Consider the following 20,680-nt stretch of genomic DNA (forward strand, 5'->3'; position numbering starts at 1 on the left):
GAGCAGTCTGGCATAGTGAAGGGAGCCGAGTGGTACCAGGCCGACGACGTTGCCGAGGAGTACGACGACAAGCGATTCTCCCGGGGCGGACAGCTCATCGACGAGCGGGAGCGGGAGGCCGTGCTCCGCGCGCTCGCCCCGCTTGAGGGGAAGAAGGTGCTCGAAGTCGCCTGCGGGACGGGTCGGTTCACTGCGATGCTCGCGGAGGCCGGAGCCGACATCATCGGCGTGGACATTTCCGCGGCGATGCTCCAGCAGGGCCGCCAGCGCGCTCGCGAACTCGGCGTCGAAGATCACCTCCAGTTCATGCGCGGCGACGCCGCTCGCCTCCCGTTCCCCGACGACCACTTCGACGCCGTCTTCGGGATGCGGTTTTTCCATCTCGCGGACACGCCGGCGTCGTTCCTCGGCGAGATGGCCCGCGTCTCGAACTCGCAGGTGTTTTTCGACACGTTCAAACGCGGCTCCACGCGCTCCATCTACAACTGGCTGCTCCCGATGGGGTCGCGACTCTACAGCGACGAGGAGGTGTCCCGACTGCTCTCCGGTGCGGGACTCAGCCTCGCCGGCTCGGAACACGACTTCGTCGCGCCGTACGGCTTCTATCGTCAGGTGCCGAACGCGCTCGCAAAGCCCGTCCGCAGGCTCGACAAGGCCGTCGGCGAGACGCCGCTCGGTCGTCCCCTCGCCTCCGTCTCGTACTGGAACGCCACCGTCTCGGAGTGAGAGGCGACACCGGCGCGCTTTTGTCGGTTCGTCTCGCAAGCCGGGTATGAAGCTCTCGGTCGTCGTGCCGACGCTCAACAGCCGCGACCAGCTCGCGGCCTGTCTCGGCGCGCTTTCTGCCGCCGACCCGACCGAGTGTCTCGTCGTCAACGGTCCCTCTGCTGACGGCACCTCCGGAATGTGTCGTGAACGCGACGACGTAGACGTGCTCGTCGAAATCGACGCCCGGAACGTCAACGTCGCCCGCAACGCCGGCATCCAGCTCGCCCGGGGAGACGCCGTCGCCTTCGTCTCACACGACCTCACCGTCGATGCCGGCTGGACCGACGCCGTTGAGCGCGGTCTCGCCGACGCCGTAGCCACGACCGGTCCGGTCCACGCGCCCGACGAGCCGGCTTCGGACGGTCCCGAGTCTCGGACCATCGGCGGCCGACAGGTCACCTACCTCGACGGCGGGAACGCGGCCTTCTCCCGGGACGTGCTCACCGAACTCGACGGCTTCGACGAGTCGCTCGACGTAGGCGGGGCACGCGATATCGCACACCGGCTCGCCGCCATCGAGGAGTCCGTCCACTGGGAGCCGTCGATGACCGCGACCAGGCGCAGCGACACCGCGATACAGCCGTCCGTCCTCGCCGACGGCGGCGACGGCCCGAACTGGCAGTGGCGCTACCGGTCGCTCACCTACCGCCTCGTCAAAAACTACGGTCTCCGGCCGACGGTCGCCTATCGAGTCGCTCGCCACGCGGTCGCAGACGGTGCCGGTGCCGCACGCGACGTGCTCGGCGGCGAAGGGACGCCCTCGCGGTGGGCCGGCAACGGCCGTGATGTGTTCACCGGGACGCTCGGCGGGTTAACGAAGGGCGTTCGCGCCCGACTGGGCGACCGGACGCCTCGCCGAAACCCGAACGGACTCTCCGCGCGTGCCGACCGCGCCGTCGCCGTCCACGACAGACGCGACTGACGTGGGGCGTGTTCACACGCCTCCCGTCTGGCGGTTCACTCCGCGCCGGAGCGAAGTATTTATATAGAACTGCAGACCACATATCAGATGATTATGGCTCAACAGCAACAGCGCGCGATGGGCGGACAGCCCATGTTCATTCTCTCCGAGGACGCAGAGCGAACCCGCGGCGAGGACGCGCAGTCGTCGAACATTCAGGCCGGAAAAGCCGTCGCCGAGACGGTCCGCACGACGCTCGGTCCCCGCGGGATGGACAAGATGCTCGTCTCCGACTCCGGGGACGTCGTCATCACGAACGACGGGGCGACCATCCTCGAGAAGATGGATATCGAGCACCCCGCGGCTCAGATGATCGTCGAGGTCGCCTCTACACAGGAGGAAGAGGTCGGCGACGGCACGACGACTGCGTCCGTGCTCGCCGGCCAACTGCTCGCACAGGCCGAAGACCTGCTCGACGACGACGTACACCCGACGACAATCGTCGAGGGGTACCACGCCGCGAGCCAGCTCGCGCTCGACGCCATCGACGACCTCGTCCTCGACGAGGAACTCGACGACGACCTGCTCCAGTCGGTCGCCGCCTCTTCCATGACCGGCAAGGGAACGGGTGACATCAACGCCGGCGCGCTGGCCGAGACCGTCGTCGCCGCCGTCCGCCACGCCGAGACCGGCGACGGCATCGCGCGCAACGACATCGCGCTCCGCACCCAGACGGGTGCCGGCGCGTCCGCGACCGAACTCGTCGAGGGCGTCATCACCGAGGAGGAGCCGGCACACGCCGCGATGCCTCGTTCTGTCGAAGCCGCCAACGTCGCCGTCCTCGACCTGGACCTCGACTTACAGGAGGCCAACATCGACGCCGAGTACAACGTCACCGACGTGAGCCAGCTCGAGCAGGCGCTCGACGCCGAAGAGGAGGAACTCGCTGGCTACGCGGACACGCTCGTCGACGCCGGCGTCGACGTGGCGTTCGTCACGGGCGACATCGCCGACCGCGTCGCCTCCGTCCTTGGCAAAGAGGACGTGCTCGCCGTCGAGAGCGTCTCCGACGACGACGCCTCTGCTATCGCCCGCGCGACGGGGTCGACCACGGTCGGCTCGCTGCAGGACCTCGAATCGGCTGACCTCGGCCACGCCGACTCCATCCACGTCGAGAGCTACGGCGGCGACGACCTCACGTTCGTCGAGGGCGGCGAGAACGCCGAGACCGTCACGCTGTTCGTGCGCGGCGGAACCGAGCACGTCGCCGACGAACTCGAACGCGCGCTCAACGACGCGCTCGACGTCGTCATCGCGGCGCTCACCGAGGGCGGCGTCGTTCCCGGTGCCGGCGCGACCGAAATCGCCATCGCCGACGCCGTCCGCTCCGGCGCGACCTCCGTCGAGGGGCGCAAGCAGCTGGCCGTCGAGGCCTTCGCCGATGCGGTCGACGTGCTCCCGCGCACGCTCGCCGAGAACACGGGACTCGACCCCATCGACGCGCTTGTGGACCTGCGCAACCGCCACGACAGCGAGGGCGTCGCGGGCCTCATCTCCGAGGGTCAGTCCGGCAACGTCGGCGACCCCGTCGACGCCGGCGTCCTCGACCCCGCGGCCGTCAAGCGCGAGGCCGCGGAGTCCGCCACCGAGGCCGCGACGATGATCGCCCGCATCGACGACGTCATCTCGTCGAGCTAACGACGCAGTTCCCGGCTCCTCGCTTTTCTATTATCGCCGATAGCCACGGCGCTCGCCCACACTCAAGTTCGTCCCCCGCGAGGGTCGCGTATGGACATCGACGCCCTCGAGCACGAACAGCACATGAAGCGGGCACTCGAACTGGCGCGGGAAGCCGGCGAGCGCGGCGACGAGCCGTTCGGCTCCGTGCTCGTCCGCGACGGGGAAATCGTCATGGAGGAACGCAACGCCGTCAACTCCGCCGACGACATCTGTCGGCATCCGGAGTTGACCCTGGCGCGGCGGGCCGCGAGTGAGTTCACCTGCGAGCAGTGCCGTGAGACGGTCATGTACACGAGCACGGAGCCGTGTGCGATGTGTTCGGGCGGAATCTACATCGCGAAGCTCGGCGGCGTTGTCTACTCCGTGTCTGCAGAGCGGGCCGGCGAGGTGGCGAACAACGACCTCGTGGTGCCGTCGGCCGACATCTTCGAGCGCGGCAGCGCCGCGGTTCCGGTCGTGGGTCCCGTCCTCCCGGACGCGGGCGAACAGATTCACACCGAGTGGTGGTAGAGACGCAAGCTTTCTGCCGCGCCGGAGCGACAACTCGAGCATGACCCGTCGCGCCCTGCTCGTCGACGCCTTCACGCAGGAACCGTTCGCCGGCAACGCCGCCGGGGTCGTCCCGGACGCCGACGACCTCTCCGACTCACAGATGCAGGCCATCGCGAGTGAACTGGGCGCATCCGAGACGGCGTTCGTGCGCGCGAGCGACGCGGCCGACCGCCGGCTCCGCTACTTCACGCCGACCGAAGAGGTCGACCTCTGTGGCCACGCGACCATCGCGACTCACGCCTTCCTCGCCGACGACATCGGCGAAGGTACCCACACCCTCGAAACGAACGTCGGCGTCCTCGATATCGAACTCGACGGCGAGACCGTGTGGATGCGACAGAACGCTCCCGAGGTTGCGAAAGTGGACGCGACCCACGCCGAGGTGGCCGAGACGCTCGGCATTCGCGAGACCGGGCTGTCTGGGCTCGGCGCCGACCTGCCGCTTGCGCGGGCATCGACCGGTCTCCCGTTCCTGATGGTGCCCGTCGAATACCTCTCTGATTTGAGCAAGATGTCGCCCGACATGGCGGCTATCGAGACGCTTGCCGCGGACCACGACTGCCGGGGCGTCTACGCGTTCACCTTCGACACGCTCGAAGCAGAGTCGACGCTCCACGGCCGGTGTTTCGTCCCGGGTGCCGGCGTCCCCGAGGACCCCGTGACCGGGACTGCCTCCGGTGCGTGTGGAGCGTATCTCGACCGATTCGGCGCGTTCGACCCGACGCCCGAGGAGATGCTGTTCGAGCAAGGGCACTTCCTCGACCGCGACGGACTCGTCCGCGTGGACGCGAGCGCGGCGACGACCGAGGGCCGGGTTCGGGTCGGTGGAACTGCTGTTACGGCCCTCGACGGCGAGATACGACTCCCTGTGGACGACGACGACGAGATTCTGGAGGCGTAGCGGTTGACAGTATTCGAACGACCTAAGGTAGCGGGATAGGAACGCTCGGGTAATGACACAGGGCGCGGAGGACGTGGTCCGCTGGCTCGACGCACTCGGCTCAGATGACCTCGCCGTCGTCGGTGGGAAAGGGGCGTCGCTCGGTGAGATGACGAGTGCCGGACTGCCGGTGCCGCCGGGCTTCGTCGTCACCGCAGGGAGCTACCGCTCGTTCATCGAGGAGACGGGTATCGCCGAGGAACTGTTCGAGGCGGTCGACGTCGACTCTGATGATTCGGGGGCACTCGCTGAGGCCGAATCGCGTGCCGAACAGCTTATTCTCGGGACGGAGATGCCAGAACCGATCCGCGAGGCGATGCTTGACGCCTACGCCGACCTCGATGACGGTGACGCCTTCGTGGCCGTTCGGTCGTCGGCGACCGCGGAGGACCTGCCCGACGCTTCCTTCGCAGGCCAACAGGAGACGTTCCTCAACATACAGGGGGAGAAACTCATCCAGCGCGTCAAGGAGTGTTGGGCGTCGCTGTTCACCCAACGCGCCATCTACTACCGAAACGAACAGGGCTTTGACCACGAGGCCGTCGACATCGCCGTCGTCGTCCAGCGGATGGTCGACGCCGAGAAGTCTGGTGTCCTCTTTACGTCTCACCCGTCGACGGGCGAGCCGAAACTCATCATCGAGGCCGCGTGGGGACTCGGCGAGGCCGTCGTCTCCGGTTCCGTCTCGCCGGACAACTACGTCGTCGACCGCGACACCGGCGAGGTGCTCGAACACACCGTCGCCGACAAGAAGCTCCTGATGGAGAAGGATTCCGAGACCGGGGAGACGGTCGAGCGCGAGGTGAGCGAGGAGAAACGCACCGCGCCGGTGCTCGAACCCGAGGAGATTGAGCGACTGGTCGAGCTCGGCAACCGCGCCGAGGCCCACTACGACAGCCCGCAGGACGTCGAATGGGCGCTCGTCGACGGCGAGGTGTACATGCTCCAGTCGCGACCGATCACGACGATTCCCGACGACGCAGACGAGTCGACGGAGCCGGCCGTCGACGAGAACGACGGCGACGTGCTCGTCCGCGGACTCGGTGCCTCGCCGGGTATCGTCGCCGGTCCCGTCCGCATCGTCCGCAAGCTCGACCAACTCGATAAGGTCGGCGAGGGTGACATCATCGTCACCGAGATGACCACTCCCGACATGGTCCCGGCGATGAAACGCGCCTCCGGCATCGTCACAGACGAGGGCGGGATGACCTCACACGCGGCCATCGTCTCTCGCGAACTCGGCGTTCCGGCCGTGGTCGGGGCCGGCAACGCGACCGAGACCCTCTCGGACGACCAGCCGGTCACGATGGACGGGGACAAAGGAACAGTGATGGCCGGCGAGGCCGAACCCGAGGAGGAGACTGAAGAGCACGCCGACGTGCGCCCCCAGAATCCCGTAAAGCCCATGACGGCTACGGAGGTGAAAGTGAACGTCTCGATTCCCGAGGCCGCCCACCGCGCCGCACAGACCGGAGCCGACGGCGTCGGCCTGCTCCGCATGGAACACATGATTCTCTCGACGAACAAGACGCCCGAACGCTACATCGCCGACCACGGCGAGGAAGCGTACATCGAGGAGATAGTCGAGGGGGTCCGCGGCGTCGCGGACGAGTTTTATCCCCGGCCCGTCCGCGTTCGCACGCTCGATGCGCCGACCGACGAGTTCCGGCAGTTGGAGGGCGGCGACGACGAGCCACACGAGCACAATCCGATGCTCGGCTACCGCGGGATTCGACGCTCGCTCGACCGCCCTGACACGTTCGCGCACGAACTCGAGGCGTTCCGCCGGCTGTTCGACATGGGGTACGACAACGTCGAGATCATGTTCCCGCTCGTCAACGACGCCGAGGACGTGCTCAAAGCGCGCAAGCTGCTCGAAGAGAGCGGCATCGACCTCGACAAGCGGAAGTGGGGCGTGATGGTCGAGACGCCCGCGGCGGCGCTCACCGTCGAGTCGATGTGTGAGGCCGGCATCGACTTCGCCTCGTTCGGGACGAACGACCTCACCCAGTACACGCTGGCCGTGGACCGCAACAACGAGAACGTCGCCGACCGGTTCGATGAACTCCACCCGGCCGTCCTCTCGCTTATCGGTGAGGTTATTCAGACGTGTCGCGAACACGACGTGGCGACGAGCATCTGTGGACAGGCCGGCTCCAAGCCGGAGATGGTCCGCTTCCTGGTCAACGAGGGAATCTCATCTATCTCGGCGAACATCGACGCCGTGCGCGATGTCCAACACGAGGTCAAGCGAGTCGAGCAGAAACTGCTGCTCGACTCCGTTCGCTGACCCGTTGTCTGACGCGGATTTATACGTCTGTAGTGTGCGAATAGAGCTATGAGTGGAAATCGCGTGGAGGAACTCGAAGAGACCGTCACCGAACTGCAGGCGACTGTCGCCGGCCTCACCGACGAACTCGTGGAGACGAAAGAACGGCTCCACGCCGTCGAGGACCACCTCGGCTCGGACCTCGACGACGTGGTCGGCAGCTCCGATATCGTCGACGGCGACACCGGCACGTCGACGGACGCGGAAGCTAAGGAGTCGGAGTCGAATGATGAGGAAAGCGCCGGCAGCGACGAAATCATCGTCGCGTAAGCCGGCCACCCTCCCCGCATGTACATCAAAGAGCTGGTCTTAGACGATTTCAAGAGCTTCGGGCGCAAGACCCGAATCCCCTTCTACGAGGATTTCACTACCATCAGCGGGCCGAACGGCTCCGGAAAGTCGAACATCATCGACTCCATCCTGTTCGCGCTCGGTCTCGCCCGCACCTCCGGCATCCGTGCGGAGAAACTGACTGACCTCATCTTCGACCCCGGCGACAGCGACGACGACACCTTCGCCGGCGAGCGCGAGGCGACCGTCGAGGTCATCCTCGACAACGAGGACGACACCCTCACCCGCGAGCAGGTGGTCTCTGCCGCCGGCAGCGAGGATATCGGCGACACCGACGAGATTCGCGTTCGCCGGCGTGTCAAACAGACCGAACCGGACAACTACTACTCCTACTACTATCTGAACGACCGCTCGGTCAACCTCTCCGACATCCAGGACCTGCTCGCGCAGGCCGGCGTCACGCCCGAGGGGTACAACGTCGTGATGCAGGGTGACGTGACCGAGATTATCACCATGTCACCGTACGCACGCCGCGGCATCATCGACGAAATCGCCGGCGTCGCCGAGTTCGACGCGAAGAAGGCCGATGCCTTCGACGAGCTCGAGACCGTCCAAGAGCGCATCGACGAGGCCGACCTCCGCATCGAGGAGAAACGCGAGCGGCTCGAGCAACTCTCCGACGAGCGCGAAACCGCCCTCCAGTACAAGGAGCTTCGCGAGCAGAAACAGGAGTACGAGGGGTATCTGAAGGCCGCAGAACTCGAGGAGAAGCGCGAGGCGCTCGCCGAGACGGAAGCCGACCTCGACGCTCGCGAGGACGACCTCGACACCAAGAAGCGCGAGCTCGATGAGCGACAGGGGAAAGTCACCCGTCTCGAAGAGGACCTCGCCGACCTGAACCGCGACATCGAGCAGAAGGGCGAGGATGAACAGCTCGAAATCAAACGCGATATCGAGGAGCTGAAAGGCGACATCAGCCGGTTCGAGGACAAGATCGAGACCCAACGCGAGCGCATCGAGGAGGCGGAAAACAGTCGCTCGCAGGCGTTCATCCAGATCGACCGCAAACAGGAGACGGTCGAGGACCTCGAAAGCGACATCCGCGACAAGAAGGTGCAGAAGGCGTCGCTGAAGGCCGACCGCGAGGAGAAGCAGGCTGCCCTCGATGAGGTGGAAGCCGAGATTGCAGAGCTCGACACCGAGTACGAGGAACTGCGTGCGGCCATCGACGAGCGACGCGAGCGACTCGACGCCCTGCGCGACGAGAAGAACGAACTCCAGCGCGAGCAGGACCGCCTACTCGACGACGCGCGCCGTCGCTCCAGCGAGAAGCGCGAGACCGAATCGAATATCGAGACGGCCCGCGAACAGATCCCCGATATCGAAGCCGAGCGGTCCGACTTAGCGTCTGAACTGGAAAAGGCCGAGGCGAATCTCGACACCATCTCAGAGGTCGTCGACGACCTGAAAGCCGAGAAGGCGAGCCTCCAAGATGACCTCGACGAAATCGAAGACGAGATCGCGAGCAAACAACAGGAGTACGCCGAAATCGAGGCGCGAGCAGGAGAGTCGGGCGACTCCTCGTTCGGCCGTGCGGTCTCGACGGTGCTCAACGGCAACCTCGGCGGCGTCCACGGTGCGGTAGCGCAACTCGGCTCCGTCTCCCCCGAGTACGCCGAGGCGTGTGAGACGGCCGCAGGCGGGCGGATGGCGAACGTCGTCGTCGACGATGACTCCGTCGGTCAGCGGTGTATCGAGTATCTCAAATCCCGCAACGCCGGCCGCGCGACCTTCCTCCCGATGACGGAGATGCACTCGCGCGGCTTGGGGTCGACGCCCTCCGCGCCCGGCGTCGTCGACTTCGCGTACAACCTCGTCGACTTCGACCCGCAGTACGCCGAGGTGTTCTCCTACGTGCTCGGGGACACGCTCGTCGTCGAAGACATGGAGACGGCCCGCGACCTGATGGGCGAGTACCGGCTCGTCACGCTCTCGGGTGATCTCGTGGAGAAGTCCGGCGCGATGACCGGCGGCTCCACCTCGGGGTCGCGCTACTCCTTCGAGAAGGGCGGCGAGGGCCAACTCCAGCGCGTCGCAGAGCAGATCCAGTCGCTCGAAGACGAGCGCAGTTCGATTCGCGATGACATCCGTGACGTGGACGACCGACTCGACGACGCCCGCGACCGCAAGAGCGACGCCGCCGACAAGGTGCGCGACATCGAGTCGTCCATCGAGCGCAAAGACGAGGAACTCGCGTCCGTCGAGTCGGAAATCGAGTCGTTCGAAGCCGACCTCGAGGACATCGAGTCGGCGCGCGAGGAGACGCAGGCCGAGATGGAGGACATCGAATCGCAGCTAGACGAGAAGGCCGACGAAATCGAGTCGCTCGAAGCCGAAATCGAGGAGCGCCAGACAGAACTCGAGGACTCCGAGGTGCGTGAACTCAACGAGCATGCCGAGGCGATTCGCGAGGAAATCGACGACCTCACCGACCGGATGGACGCCATCGACGGCGACCTGAACGAGCTCTCGCTGGAAAAACAGTACGCCGAGGACGCCATCGAGGACCTCCACGACACCATCGAGTCGGCACAGAACAAGAAGGCCGACGCCGAGGGCAAGGTCGAGGAGTTCGAGGCCGAAATCGAGTCGCGCGAGGAGACGCTGGCGGAGAAACGCGAGGCCGTCGCCGAACTGGAGGAGGAACTTGCCGACCTGAAAGAGGAACGCGAACAGCTGCGCGAGACGGTTCGCGAGGCGAAAGAGGCCCGCGACGAACAGCAGACGACTGTCGCGAGCATCGAGAGCGATATCGCCGACCTGCGCGAGACTCGCGAACGACTCGAATGGGAGCTCGAAGAGCTGGAAAGCGAGGTCGGCGACTACGACGCCGAAGAGATTCCCGACCTCTCCAGCGTGAGAGGCCAGATTACGAAATTGGAAAACAAGATGGAGGAGCTGGAGCCGGTGAACATGCTCGCCATCGACGAGTACGACGAGGTCGAGGCCGACCTCGACACGCTCGAAGAGCAACGCGCCACGTTACAGGAGGAGGCCGACGGCATCCGCGAGCGCATCGAGGAGTTCGAGACGCGCAAGAAGGCGACGTTCATGGACGCCTTCGAGGGTATCAACGAGGAGTTTCAGGACATCTTCGCGCGCCTCTCGGACGGGTCGGGAAAACTCACGCTGGAGAATCCCGAGGACCCGTTCGACGGCGGGATGACGATGAAGGCCCAGCCGCGCGACAAGCCGGTCCAGCGGCTCGACGCCATGTCCGGCGGCGAGAAGTCACTGACTGCGCTGGCGTTCATCTTCGCCATCCAGCGGTACAACCCCGCGCCCTTCTACGCGCTCGATGAGGTGGACGCGTTCCTCGATGCGGCCAACGCCGAGATGGTCGGCGAGATGGTGGACGACCTCGCGGGCGACGCCCAGTTCATCGTCGTCTCTCACCGGTCGGCGCTGCTCGAACGCTCCGAGCGCGCCATCGGCGTGACGATGCTCGACGAGAACGTCTCGGCCGTCACGGGTATCGACCTGAGCGAACAGGGGGTGCCGGCAGACGACTGATGGGCGACGACGAGATTCCGCTCACCATCGCCGGCCACGACGAGGAGAAGCGAGAGCGCGAAAACGACGGCGTCCTCTCGGAGTTCGACGTAACGGAGTCGGACGACGACGAGGTGGAGCCGGTCGAGCTGCTCGTCCAGCTCGCGAAAGACGGAGAGATCGAGCCGTGGGATATCGACATCGTGCGCGTCACCGAGGAGTTCCTCGACCGGCTGGACGATGCCGACCTCCGCGCCGGCGGTCGCGCGCTGTTTTACGCCTCGGTGCTCTTGCGCATGAAGTCCGACGCGATGGTGGCCGACGACGACCCGGACCCGGAACCCGAACAGGAACCGTGGGACGCGTCGATGGGCGACGACCACGACCCGTTCGCCGCGTTGGAAAGCGAAATCGACCGCCGGCTCGACCGCAAACACGCTCGTGGCACGCCACAGACGCTCGACGAGTTGGTGCGTGAACTCCGCGAGCGCGAACGCGAGACGGCGCTGAAGGAGTCGCGCAGCTACGACACCTCAGACTCTGCGGGCGGGTACGCGCGGGGCACACAGACGCTCTCGTATCACGGCGGCGACGACTTCCGGATGGACGACGAGCCGCGGGAGGCCGACGCCCTCGGGACGGCCCACGACGAGCACATGGAAGATACCGTCTCCGACGTGTATCTCGCCTGCCAGCAACAGTACGACAAGGGCCGCGACGAACTCCTGTTTGCCGAAATCGACGACGCGGGCGGGAGTCGCGTCGACACGTTCCTCGGACTGCTCTTTTTAGCACACCGCGGGCAGGTCTCGCTCCAGCAGGACGACCTGTTCGGTGACCTGTGGATTCGGGACCCTGCGGCCGTCTCGGACGGTACCGAGGCCGTCGCCGACGACTGACGGGCGATGGATTTAGACGCAGAGCGCCCGGAGTCGCGAGTCATGAACGGACGTGACATCGCCATCGCGGCCGTCCTCGCGACCATCCTCGCCAACCTCCTCATTGCTGTTGTCCCCGCTGGTGGTCTCTTCTACGTCGGGTCGATTCTCGCCGGGACGGTCGCCGGGCTGCTCGTCACGCGACACCTGATACTGCCGTATCTGAACGGCGACTGGTGCTAGAGGTAGTCGCCGACGAGCAGGTCGACCCGCTCGCGCGTCTCGGCGTCGATTGCCTCCGTCGGCGTGTTGACGGCTCCCTCGACGGCGCGGCCGCAGTCGCACTCGCGTTCCTCGGGCATCGACTCGACCGCCTTCCGGATGGTCGATTTGATGAACTCCTCGTTGGCGGCGGCGTTGTCGAGCACCTCTTCGAGGGTGACCTCGGCGTCGTCTTTCCACACGTCGTAGTCGGTGATGCCGGCGACGGTCGCGTAACAGAGCTCGGCCTCCCGAGCCAGCTTCGCCTCCGGAATCGCCGTCATCCCGATAATCTCGAAGCCGGACGCGCGGAAGTGCTCGGACTCGGCCTTCGTTGAGTACTGCGGTCCCTCGATGCAGACGTAGGTGCCGTCCTCGACAACATCGAACCCCGTGGCCGACCCGTCGGAGGCGTCGCGGGCACTCTCCGCGAGATGCGACTTCATGTGTGGGCAGTACGGCTGTGCGAACTCCATGTGGACGACACACCCCTCCTCGAAGAAGGAGTAGTGGCGGTTGCGCGTCCGGTCGAATATCTGGTCCGGGACGACGAGGGTCTGGGGTTCCAGGTCCTCGCGCAGCGAGCCGACCGCGTTCGAGGCGAGCACGCGCTCCACGCCGAGTGACTTGAGCGCGTAGATGTTCGCGCGGTACGGCGCGCTCGTCGGCGAGTACTCGTGGTCGCGACCGTGACGCGGGAGGAAGGCGACTTCGGTGCCGTCGGGCATCGACCCGACCGTGATGGGTGCGGCGGGGTCGCCGTACGGCGTCGTCACGTCCTCCTCGTGGGTGTCTTCGAGCGGCAGCGAGTCGTAGATGCCAGAGCCTCCGATGAAGCCGATCATATCCGCGATTCGGCAGTCACCGACAAAAGCGCGCTGTCCTCAGGCGAGTCGCCACTCGTCGCTCGCGGTGCGCTCGAGTTCCCCGCGGCGTTCCATCTCTGTGAGCACCTCGCCCATCCGGTTCGGCTGGGCAATCTCCATCTCGATGCGCTTGATGTCGTGGGCCTCCGCGAGCGCGTCGCGAATCTCGTCTTTGGTGAACGTCGCTCCCTCCGTCGCCTCCAGCGCGCCGGAGACGAGGTCGACCATATCCTCGATGAAGTTCCACGGGTAGACGACCCACGTCCACTCGGCGAGCTTCTCGCCGACGAAGTCCGGCTGGAACTCGCTGGTGTCGAGCAGCTGGAGCGTGGCGGTTCGGACCTCGCCCGCGTCGCGGTCGGTGACGTACTCGTAGGCGCGCTCGATGCTGCCCCCGGTGTCAGCGATGTCGTCGATGATGAGCACGTCCTTCCCCTCGACGCTCCCCTCGGGCATCGGATAGCGGACGCTCGCGCCGTCGGACTTCTGTGCCGTGCCGACGTAGTGTTCCATCTTCAGGCTCGTCAGGTCGTCCAGCCCGAGGAAGTCACACAGACAGCGGCCGGCGAACCAGCCGCCCCGCGCGAGCGCGACCACCACGTCCGGTTCGAACTCCGCGCGCTTCACCTCGTTCGAAACCGTCCGACAGAGGTCGTAGATGTACTCCCAGTTGGTGACCGTACAGTCGAAGTCCTCGGGAAGGTCGCTCATGCCCGCAGGTGAGACGCGCCCGTGGTTAAATGTGGACGTTCGGGGGTCGAAACCCACATCTCCGTCCGCGGCGTCGATTCCTCCATGCGTGACCCCTCGATTCTCGTGACTAACGACGACGGTATCGACGCACACGGCATCCGTGCGCTGACCGACGCGCTCGAATCGGTCGGCGACGTGACGGTCGTCGCGCCAGCCGACAACCAATCCTGGGCCGGCCGCGACATGACGTGGCACGCCGGTCCCACGGGTATCGAAGAGACCGACCGCGGCTACGCCGTCGAGGGGACTCCCTCCGACGCCGTCGCAGTCGCCGTCTCCGTGCTCGATGTCGACCCCGACATCGTCGTCTCGGGGGTCAACGACGGGATGAACCTCTCTGCGCACATCCTCGAACGCTCGGGGACGGTCGGCGCGGCAATCGAGGCCGTCCACTTCGGGCTGCCCGCTATCGCCGTCTCGACGGCCGACCACACCAGTCCGGAGCCACCACATCCCGATCCCGACGCCTTCGAGACGCCGGCCGAGGTCGCGGCGTTCGTCACCGAGCGGGTCCTCGCTGACGGCCTCGGCGAGGCGGAGTACCTGAACGTGAACGTCCCGGCGTTCCCCGACGACCCCGAGATTCACCGAACCCGGCCCACCCGCGAGTATGCCGTCGAACACGACCCGACCGACGAGGACGGGGTCGCGCTTCGCGACCCCGGCTGGCAGCAGTTCCTCACTGGCGAGTCCATCGACGCGCCCGAGACCGACCGCCACGCCGTCCTCAACGGCAACGTGAGCGTGACGCCGATGCGGCTCCCGCGGGCCGTTGAGACCGACGCGGATTTCTCCGGGTTCGACCACCACCCAGCATAATGTAGATTGCTTTCGACGGCGGAGATATGAGCGACGACGGACGACTCGGCCTGGTGGGTGCCGCCTCGATTGCCCTCGGCGGGATGATTTGAGGTGGTGCCTTTGCTGTGCTCGGCGTCGTGGCACAGATTGCCGGCGCGGCCGCCTGGCTCTCCTTTTCGGGTGCCTGTCTCGTCTCTGCGGCGGCGGCGTACTCGTATCTCCGGCTCAACGACCTGAGCGACCGCCGCGGCGGCTCCGTCACGCAGATTCAAGCGTTTACCGGCAACGCGGCCGTCGCGGGGGTGGTCGGCTGGACGCTCCTCTTTGGCTATCTGGGCGCGATTGCCATGTATGCCTTCGCCTTCGGGAGCTTCGCCGTCGAACTGCTGGGCACGACACACCCGCTCGCGCGCCCCGTCGCCTCCGTCGCGGGCATCGGCCTGTTCGTCGGGCTGAACGTCCTCGGGACGCGCGCCTCCGGTATCTCGGAGACGGCACTCGTCGCCGTGAAACTGCTCGTGTTGCCCGTCTTCGGCTGCTGGGAGTTCTACCTCTCCATCGGGGTCACGGTCGTGGTGGACGGACTCATCGCCATCGTCGTTACGTCGCTCGCCCCGACGGAGGTAATCTTCCAGAATCCGGAGAGCGCACTCGCCGCGGAGCCGTTCATGGGACAGGTCGGGTTTACGCTCGTCTCCGCGGCGGCCATCTTCTCGACCGGCTCTGCCGTCAACGGGACGCTGTTCTCGGCGGCCTACTTCACGAAGGGGATGGTTGGCGACGGGCTGTTTCCGGACGCGGTCGGCCGGGCCGGGACCGACGGCGTGCCAACGCGCACTGTCCTCGTGTTGGGCACCGTCGCTGCGGGCTTTGCTGCCGTCGGCTCGCTTCAGGGTATCACTTCGTTCGGCTCGCTGGCGTTCATCGCCGTCTTCGGTGCGATGAGCTATCTCGCCTTCCGCGAGCGCGACGGGGTCGTCTCGACGGTCGTGCCGGCATTCGGTGTCGTCGGGACGAGCATCCTCTTTCCCGTGCTCCTGTATCACCTCGCGACGAACGAGCCGGAGACGTTCACGACGGTCGTCGCCGTCGCTGTGGTGTCGATAGAGCTACTCTACTTCGAGCGTGACACTATCCGTGACGGATTCCACGCCGTCGAGTAGCGACTCGAGTCTTAATCCCACGCGAGCGTGACTTTCTCGCCAGTCGTGACGCCGAACTGCTCGTCGCCTCGTCCCTGATTCACTGCCAGCTCTACCCGCTCGTGGCTGCCGACCGTAACGAGGGCGGTCCCGACCTCCGTGTGGGCGTAGGCGGGGACCACGGGGTACTCTTGACCGTCGACCCGGACCCGGTCGTGTCCGTCGAGGAGGTCGCTGGACAGATTCGTCACGGCGTTGCCGAAGCCGTCGACCGCGAGCACCTCGCCCGTCGCGCCGCCGTCCCGAACCGTTGGCTCCGGCAGTCGCAGGTCCTCGTACTCCCGGGTGCGGACGAGCGCGGGGAGGCGGTCGAGGTCAGCGACGCCGACCTCGTGGCAGTCGGCAGCGACGGGAGCGAACACGTCCCGGCCGTGAAAGGTGTCGCTCGCCGGGTCCTCGACGCGGACGGAGAACACCTCGACGTCGTCGCCGTCGGCGAGGGACCGTGCCGGCGGAAGGAGGAGACCGTTGTCCGGGCCGACGAGCGCGTGGCCGCCCGCACGGACGACGAGCGCCTGTCTGTCGGTGCCAACGCCGGGGTCGATGACCGCACAGTGGACCGCGGGGGGAAACTCCGGCAGGACGAACCGGAGCCAGAAGGCCGCCTCGCGGGGTGCCTGCCGGGAGAAGTCGTGGCCGATGTCGACCGTGTCGGCGTCACTGCGGCGCGCAATGACGCCCTTCATCGCAGCGGGATACGGCTCGCCGAAGTCGGTTGCGAGGGTGATCACGTGTCGGAATCCAGAATCTCGTGGAGGCGGTTGACGCCGTCAATCTCGTGGATGGTCTCGACGACCGACTCGGGGACGAGTTCCTCCCACTCGCCGCCGTTGGCGATGCGGTCGCGGACCTCGGTCCCCTCGAACTCCTCGCGGCGAAACATCGGCGAGGAGCGCACTTCCACGCCGGCCTCCTCGAACAGGCGGACGACGAGCGGATTGTTGGAGTAGGCCACGTCGAAGTTCGGCGACATCGACTGGACGTGGCTCACCCAGACGGCGTTCCGGTTGAGATCTTCGATCGGAACGGCGTAGGTGAATAAATCGAGGTCGGCCGTCGCCTTCGTGAGCATCATGATGCGCTCGCCGGCGGTGAAGGGGTTTCGAGCGGTGTGTGACTGGTCCGCGCTCCCGATACCCAAGACGAGTTCGTCAACTTCGCCGGCGATGCGCTCCACCATCGCGTGGTGGCCCTCGTGGTAGGGCTGGAATCGGCCGATGTAGAACCCGCGGTTCATACCCGGGGGTCGAACGGCACCAGTATAAGTACGGCGTGTCGCGCGCCGCTCCTACTTGGACGGACGTATCCCTGTTCAGTGTCGCGGTTTTCGCCGCTGAGGGTGTCCCCGCCGGGAGAAAGTATATCAGTCGACGGGCCGTGTCATATAGTAACGAAATAATTGTATGAGCGACGATACCGACACGGACGACCCGTTCGACGACCTCGATATCGACGAGGACTCGTTCGGGGAGGACGACAGCACGCCGACGGGCCGAGACAACACGAACGACCCGAACGGGAACGTTGCCCCGGTCGAGGATCGAGACGAACTCGGGAGCGACGTCGGTGCCGACGCCGGCGTCGAAATCGCCGACGACGAGGAGGACAACCTCCTCGGCGGGCTTCAACTCGACACGTCGGCCGATATCAGCGTCCCCGACCGGCTCGTCGATCAGGTCATCGGACAGGACCACGCCCGCGACATCATCCTGAAGGCGGCCAAACAGCGCCGCCACGTCATGATGATCGGCTCTCCCGGGACGGGGAAGTCGATGCTCGCGAAGGCGATGAGCCAACTGCTCCCCCGGGAGGAGCTACAGGACATCCTCGTCTACCACAATCCGGACGACGGCAACGAGCCGAAGGTCCGGACGGTACCGGCGGGGAAGGGCGAGCAGATCGTCGACGCCCACAAGGAGGAGGCACAAAAGCGCAACCAGATGCGCTCGTTCCTCATGTGGATCATCATCGCGGTCATCTTCGGCTACACGCTGTTGATCCTCCAGAACCCGGTGATGGGTATCATCGCGGCCGCGCTGGTGTACATCGCGTTCAAGTACACCTCACGCGGCAGCGACGCGATGATTCCGAACCTCCTCATCAACAACGCCGACCAGCAGACCGCGCCCTTCGAGGACGCGACCGGTGCCCACGCCGGTGCGCTGCTCGGTGACGTTCGCCACGACCCGTTCCAGTCGGGCGGGATGGAGACGCCCAGCCACGACCGCGTCGAAGCCGGCGCGATTCACAAGGCCAACAAGGGCGTCCTGTTCGTGGACGAGATCAACACCCTCGATATCCGCTCACAGCAGAAGCTGATGACGGCCATTCAAGAGGGGAAGTTCTCCATCACGGGCCAGTCCGAGCGCTCCTCGGGCGCGATGGTCCAGACGGAACCCGTGCCGTGTGACTTCGTGATGGTCGCGGCCGGGAACCTCGACGCGATGGAGAACATGCATCCGGCGCTCCGCTCGCGAATTAAGGGGTACGGGTACGAGGTGTACATGGACGACACCATCGAAGACACTCCGGAGATGCGCCGCAAGCTCGCGCGCTTTATCGCCCAGGAGGTCCAGAAGGACGGTCGGCTGCCGGCGTTCACCCGCGAGGCGATGCAGGAGGTCATCCTCGAGGCACAGCGCCGTGCCGGCCGGAAGGACCACCTCACGCTTGAGCTGCGTAACCTCGGTGGCTTGGTCCGCGTCGCGGGCGACATCGCCCGCGCCGAAGACAAGGAGTTCACCGACCGCGCGGAAGTGCTGGAGGCGAAGGACCGCTCGCGGTCCATCGAACAGCAGCTCGCGGACAACTACATCGAGCGCCGCAACGACTACGACATGACGGTGAACCAGGGCGACGTGGTCGGCCGCGTCAACGGGCTCGCCGTCATGGGCGACGACTCCGGTATCGTCATGCCCGTCATGGCAGAGGTCGCGCCGTCGCAGGGTCCGGGCGAGGTTATCGCCACCGGGAAGCTGCAGGAGATTGCCCAGGAGTCGGTCCAGAACGTCTCGGCCATCATCAAGAAGTTCTCCGACGAGGACATCTCGAACAAGGACATCCACATCCAGTTCGTGCAGGCCCACGAGGGAGTCGAGGGTGATTCCGCGTCGGTGACGGTCGCGACGGCCGTCATCTCCGCGCTGGAGAACATCCCCATCGAGCAGAACGTCGCCATGACCGGCTCGCTGTCGGTTCGCGGCGACGTGCTGCCGGTCGGCGGTGTCACGCACAAGATTGAGGCCGCCGCGAAAACCGGGGTCGACACGGTCATCATCCCGAAGGCGAACGAGCAGGACGTGATGATCGAAGACGAGTTCAAAGAACAAGTAGAGATCGTGCCCGTCTCGCACATCTCCGAGGTTCTTGAGGTCGCACTCGCCGGCGAACCCGAGAAGGATTCGCTCGTCGACCGGCTCCGCTCGATTACCGGCAAGGCCTTAGAGTCTGGCGAGACGCAGCCGAGCGGCTCGCCCAGCCCGCAGTAGCGTGCCGAACTGGGCCGCGTTCGCCGGCGTCGCGACCGCGGTCACGCTGCTTCTGTTAACGCTCACTCACGCGACGAGCGTGAGCGCGAACTTTCCGACCCGCGCCGAGGTGGAGTGGCTCGACTCGCTCCCCGACGGGAGCGACCACCTCGCTCCCGACCGCAACGCGCAGCCCGGCCCGGGACCGTCGCTGTCGGCCACAGCGCTGTTCGTGAACGTGCTTGTCACTCACGGGCTGCTCTCGTGTCTGCTCGTCGTCGCCGCGTTCTCTGCGGCGATTCCGGTGTCGGCGTTCGGACTGGCTATCTCGGTTGAGCCGGTCGCAATCGGCGTCGGCTTCGGACTGGTGCTCTCGGCGGTGAACACCGTGGCCGGGCTACTCGCCGAGCGATACGGCTACGCGCCCAGCGAACAGCTTCGTGGGATGCTCACGCCGGAGACGCTCCGCGGATGGCTGCTGTTGCTCGGTGGAACGCTCCCACTCGTCGCCGGCTTCGAAGAGTTCCTGTTCCGTGGCGTCCTCGTCGGGGTGTTCGCGGCCGGCTTCGACGCGTCACCGTGGGCACTCGCGGTAGTCTCCTCGATTGCCTTCGCACTCGCACACGAGTCACAAGGCCGGGTCGGAGTCGTCGTGACGGGGGTACTTGGGCTGTTACTCGCGATCGGCTACGTCCTCACCGAGAGTCTCGTCGTCGTGGTCGTCGCGCACTACCTGGTCAACGCCGTCGAACTCGTCGTCTTCGAGGGGTTCGGTGTGGGGGGCAAACAGGGGGGTCGGGCGACGCCACACCGGTGACCCCCGCAACCGCGACCCCGGTGTGGGCAACTCACCACACGTGGCCGGTGGTGCGGCTTCCGTTATAAGCCTTCGAGCGCCCGGAGCTGCTGGACGACCTCCGGCGGGGCAGCGCTCGGGCCGTCGCGAACCCGGTGGTCGCCGACGACGAGGGGTGCGGGGTTCGCGGCGAGGGCCTCTCGAACGGCACGCAGATCGTCGTCATCGTCGTCGTTCAGGTCCGGCGTCAGCCGTGCGAGCGCCGCGACGTTGGTGTTCTCGCCGTAGCCGACGCCCCGGAGTGATTCGAGAACCGACCGCTGGTCCGTCGGGAGCGTGAGTGCGACGGCTACGTCCTCGAAGTCGTCCGGCTCCCCTTCGAGATATCGTCCGATGCGGTCCAAGAGCGGATGCTCGTCGCTCGCGTCGCCGTCGGGCGTCTCGGGAAATGAGACCGAAAGCAGTCGCTCGGATGCATAGCCGAACTGCACATAGCGACCTAATCGGTCGCTCTCGTGGGCGTAGATTCCGGCGGTGTCCATACTCCCTCGTCGGCGCGCCCGGTGATAAGCCTCGGCCCTAC

Annotated in this window: 19 protein-coding genes; 14 read left to right on the forward strand and 5 right to left on the reverse strand. The window is 66.0% G+C overall.

What is annotated here, in order from left to right:
- The first annotated feature begins 15 nt into the window (after positions 1 to 15).
- The 10 genes from DMP03_RS01775 to DMP03_RS01820 all read left to right on the forward strand — a co-directional run bounded on the left by DMP03_RS01775 (position 16) and on the right by DMP03_RS01820 (position 12,194).
- Positions 16 to 726 (forward strand): class I SAM-dependent methyltransferase, encoded by a 711-nt coding sequence (locus DMP03_RS01775; RefSeq protein WP_152119016.1) that lies wholly within the window; start codon positions 16 to 18, stop codon positions 724 to 726.
- A 46-nt stretch (positions 727 to 772) separates the two neighbouring features.
- Positions 773 to 1,690 (forward strand): glycosyltransferase family 2 protein, encoded by a 918-nt coding sequence (locus tag DMP03_RS01780; RefSeq protein WP_152119017.1) that lies wholly within the window; start codon positions 773 to 775, stop codon positions 1,688 to 1,690.
- Between the two features lie 117 nt (positions 1,691 to 1,807).
- On the forward strand, positions 1,808 to 3,367 hold the full coding sequence (thsA, locus tag DMP03_RS01785; protein WP_152119509.1) for a thermosome subunit alpha: 1,560 nt from the start codon (positions 1,808 to 1,810) through the stop codon (positions 3,365 to 3,367).
- Between the two features lie 90 nt (positions 3,368 to 3,457).
- Positions 3,458 to 3,919, forward strand: coding sequence for a nucleoside deaminase (locus DMP03_RS01790; RefSeq protein ID WP_152119018.1), 462 nt, complete (start codon positions 3,458 to 3,460; stop codon positions 3,917 to 3,919).
- Between the two features lie 40 nt (positions 3,920 to 3,959).
- Positions 3,960 to 4,862, forward strand: coding sequence for a PhzF family phenazine biosynthesis protein (locus DMP03_RS01795; RefSeq protein WP_152119019.1), 903 nt, complete (start codon positions 3,960 to 3,962; stop codon positions 4,860 to 4,862).
- A gap of 52 nt (positions 4,863 to 4,914) precedes the next feature.
- Positions 4,915 to 7,191 (forward strand): phosphoenolpyruvate synthase, encoded by a 2,277-nt coding sequence (gene ppsA, locus DMP03_RS01800; protein WP_152119020.1) that lies wholly within the window; start codon positions 4,915 to 4,917, stop codon positions 7,189 to 7,191.
- A 48-nt stretch (positions 7,192 to 7,239) separates the two neighbouring features.
- Complete coding sequence (locus DMP03_RS01805; RefSeq protein ID WP_152119021.1) at positions 7,240 to 7,500, forward strand: DUF7518 family protein; 261 nt, start codon at positions 7,240 to 7,242, stop codon at positions 7,498 to 7,500.
- An 18-nt stretch (positions 7,501 to 7,518) separates the two neighbouring features.
- The gene (gene smc, locus DMP03_RS01810) at positions 7,519 to 11,094 is read left to right on the forward strand and encodes a chromosome segregation protein SMC (RefSeq protein WP_152119022.1); all 3,576 of its coding nucleotides are present in this window, start codon (positions 7,519 to 7,521) and stop codon (positions 11,092 to 11,094) included.
- Positions 11,094 to 11,972, forward strand: a complete 879-nt coding sequence (locus DMP03_RS01815; RefSeq protein ID WP_152119023.1) for a segregation/condensation protein A — start codon at positions 11,094 to 11,096, stop codon at positions 11,970 to 11,972. The genes smc and DMP03_RS01815 overlap by 1 nt, the downstream gene beginning before the upstream one ends.
- A 6-nt stretch (positions 11,973 to 11,978) precedes the next feature.
- The gene (locus DMP03_RS01820; RefSeq protein ID WP_152119024.1) at positions 11,979 to 12,194 is read left to right on the forward strand and encodes a hypothetical protein; all 216 of its coding nucleotides are present in this window, start codon (positions 11,979 to 11,981) and stop codon (positions 12,192 to 12,194) included.
- Here DMP03_RS01820 and mtnP read toward each other — a convergent pair.
- Both mtnP and DMP03_RS01830 read right to left on the reverse strand, forming a co-directional pair.
- Positions 12,191 to 13,057 carry an S-methyl-5'-thioadenosine phosphorylase gene (mtnP, locus tag DMP03_RS01825; RefSeq protein ID WP_152119025.1) on the reverse strand — a complete coding sequence of 289 codons (867 nt, stop codon included), beginning with the start codon at positions 13,055 to 13,057 and terminating at the stop codon, positions 12,191 to 12,193. The two genes, DMP03_RS01820 and mtnP, sit on opposite strands and share 4 nt — an antisense overlap.
- 39 nt (positions 13,058 to 13,096) lie before the next feature.
- Positions 13,097 to 13,789 carry a phosphoribosyltransferase gene (locus tag DMP03_RS01830; protein WP_152119026.1) on the reverse strand — a complete coding sequence of 231 codons (693 nt, stop codon included), beginning with the start codon at positions 13,787 to 13,789 and terminating at the stop codon, positions 13,097 to 13,099.
- 84 nt (positions 13,790 to 13,873) lie between these two features.
- On the opposite strand from DMP03_RS01830, the gene surE reads away from it, so the two are divergent.
- Positions 13,874 to 14,650, forward strand: coding sequence for a 5'/3'-nucleotidase SurE (gene surE, locus DMP03_RS01835; protein ID WP_152119027.1), 777 nt, complete (start codon positions 13,874 to 13,876; stop codon positions 14,648 to 14,650).
- Between the two features lie 107 nt (positions 14,651 to 14,757).
- Entirely contained in the window at positions 14,758 to 15,795 is a 1,038-nt protein-coding gene (locus DMP03_RS01840; protein ID WP_235908443.1) for an amino acid transporter, read from the forward strand.
- Positions 15,796 to 15,806: 11 nt separating this feature from the next.
- On the opposite strand, the gene DMP03_RS01845 is transcribed toward DMP03_RS01840, so the two are convergent.
- Together DMP03_RS01845 and DMP03_RS01850 are read right to left on the reverse strand one after the other, a co-directional pair.
- Positions 15,807 to 16,565 carry an SAM hydrolase/SAM-dependent halogenase family protein gene (locus DMP03_RS01845; protein ID WP_152119028.1) on the reverse strand — a complete coding sequence of 253 codons (759 nt, stop codon included), beginning with the start codon at positions 16,563 to 16,565 and terminating at the stop codon, positions 15,807 to 15,809.
- Complete coding sequence (locus tag DMP03_RS01850; protein WP_152119029.1) at positions 16,562 to 17,071, reverse strand: nicotinamide-nucleotide adenylyltransferase; 510 nt, start codon at positions 17,069 to 17,071, stop codon at positions 16,562 to 16,564. Before DMP03_RS01850 ends, DMP03_RS01845 begins: the two co-directional genes overlap by 4 nt.
- Before the next feature lie 166 nt (positions 17,072 to 17,237).
- Here DMP03_RS01850 and lonB point away from each other — a divergent pair, with 166 nt between their 5' ends.
- Together lonB and DMP03_RS01860 are read left to right on the forward strand one after the other, a co-directional pair.
- Positions 17,238 to 19,322 (forward strand): ATP-dependent protease LonB, encoded by a 2,085-nt coding sequence (gene lonB / locus DMP03_RS01855; protein WP_152119030.1) that lies wholly within the window; start codon positions 17,238 to 17,240, stop codon positions 19,320 to 19,322.
- A 1-nt stretch (position 19,323) separates the two neighbouring features.
- Positions 19,324 to 20,118 carry a CPBP family intramembrane glutamic endopeptidase gene (locus DMP03_RS01860; protein WP_152119031.1) on the forward strand — a complete coding sequence of 265 codons (795 nt, stop codon included), beginning with the start codon at positions 19,324 to 19,326 and terminating at the stop codon, positions 20,116 to 20,118.
- Between the two features lie 62 nt (positions 20,119 to 20,180).
- Here DMP03_RS01860 and DMP03_RS01865 read toward each other — a convergent pair whose 3' ends face one another.
- The gene (locus DMP03_RS01865) at positions 20,181 to 20,639 is read right to left on the reverse strand and encodes an MGMT family protein (RefSeq protein ID WP_152119032.1); all 459 of its coding nucleotides are present in this window, start codon (positions 20,637 to 20,639) and stop codon (positions 20,181 to 20,183) included.
- Between the last annotated feature and the right edge of the window lie 41 nt (positions 20,640 to 20,680).

It is taken from the genome of Halosegnis rubeus, assembly GCF_009184545.1.
Taxonomy (GTDB): Archaea; Halobacteriota; Halobacteria; order Halobacteriales; family Haloarculaceae; genus Halosegnis; species Halosegnis rubeus.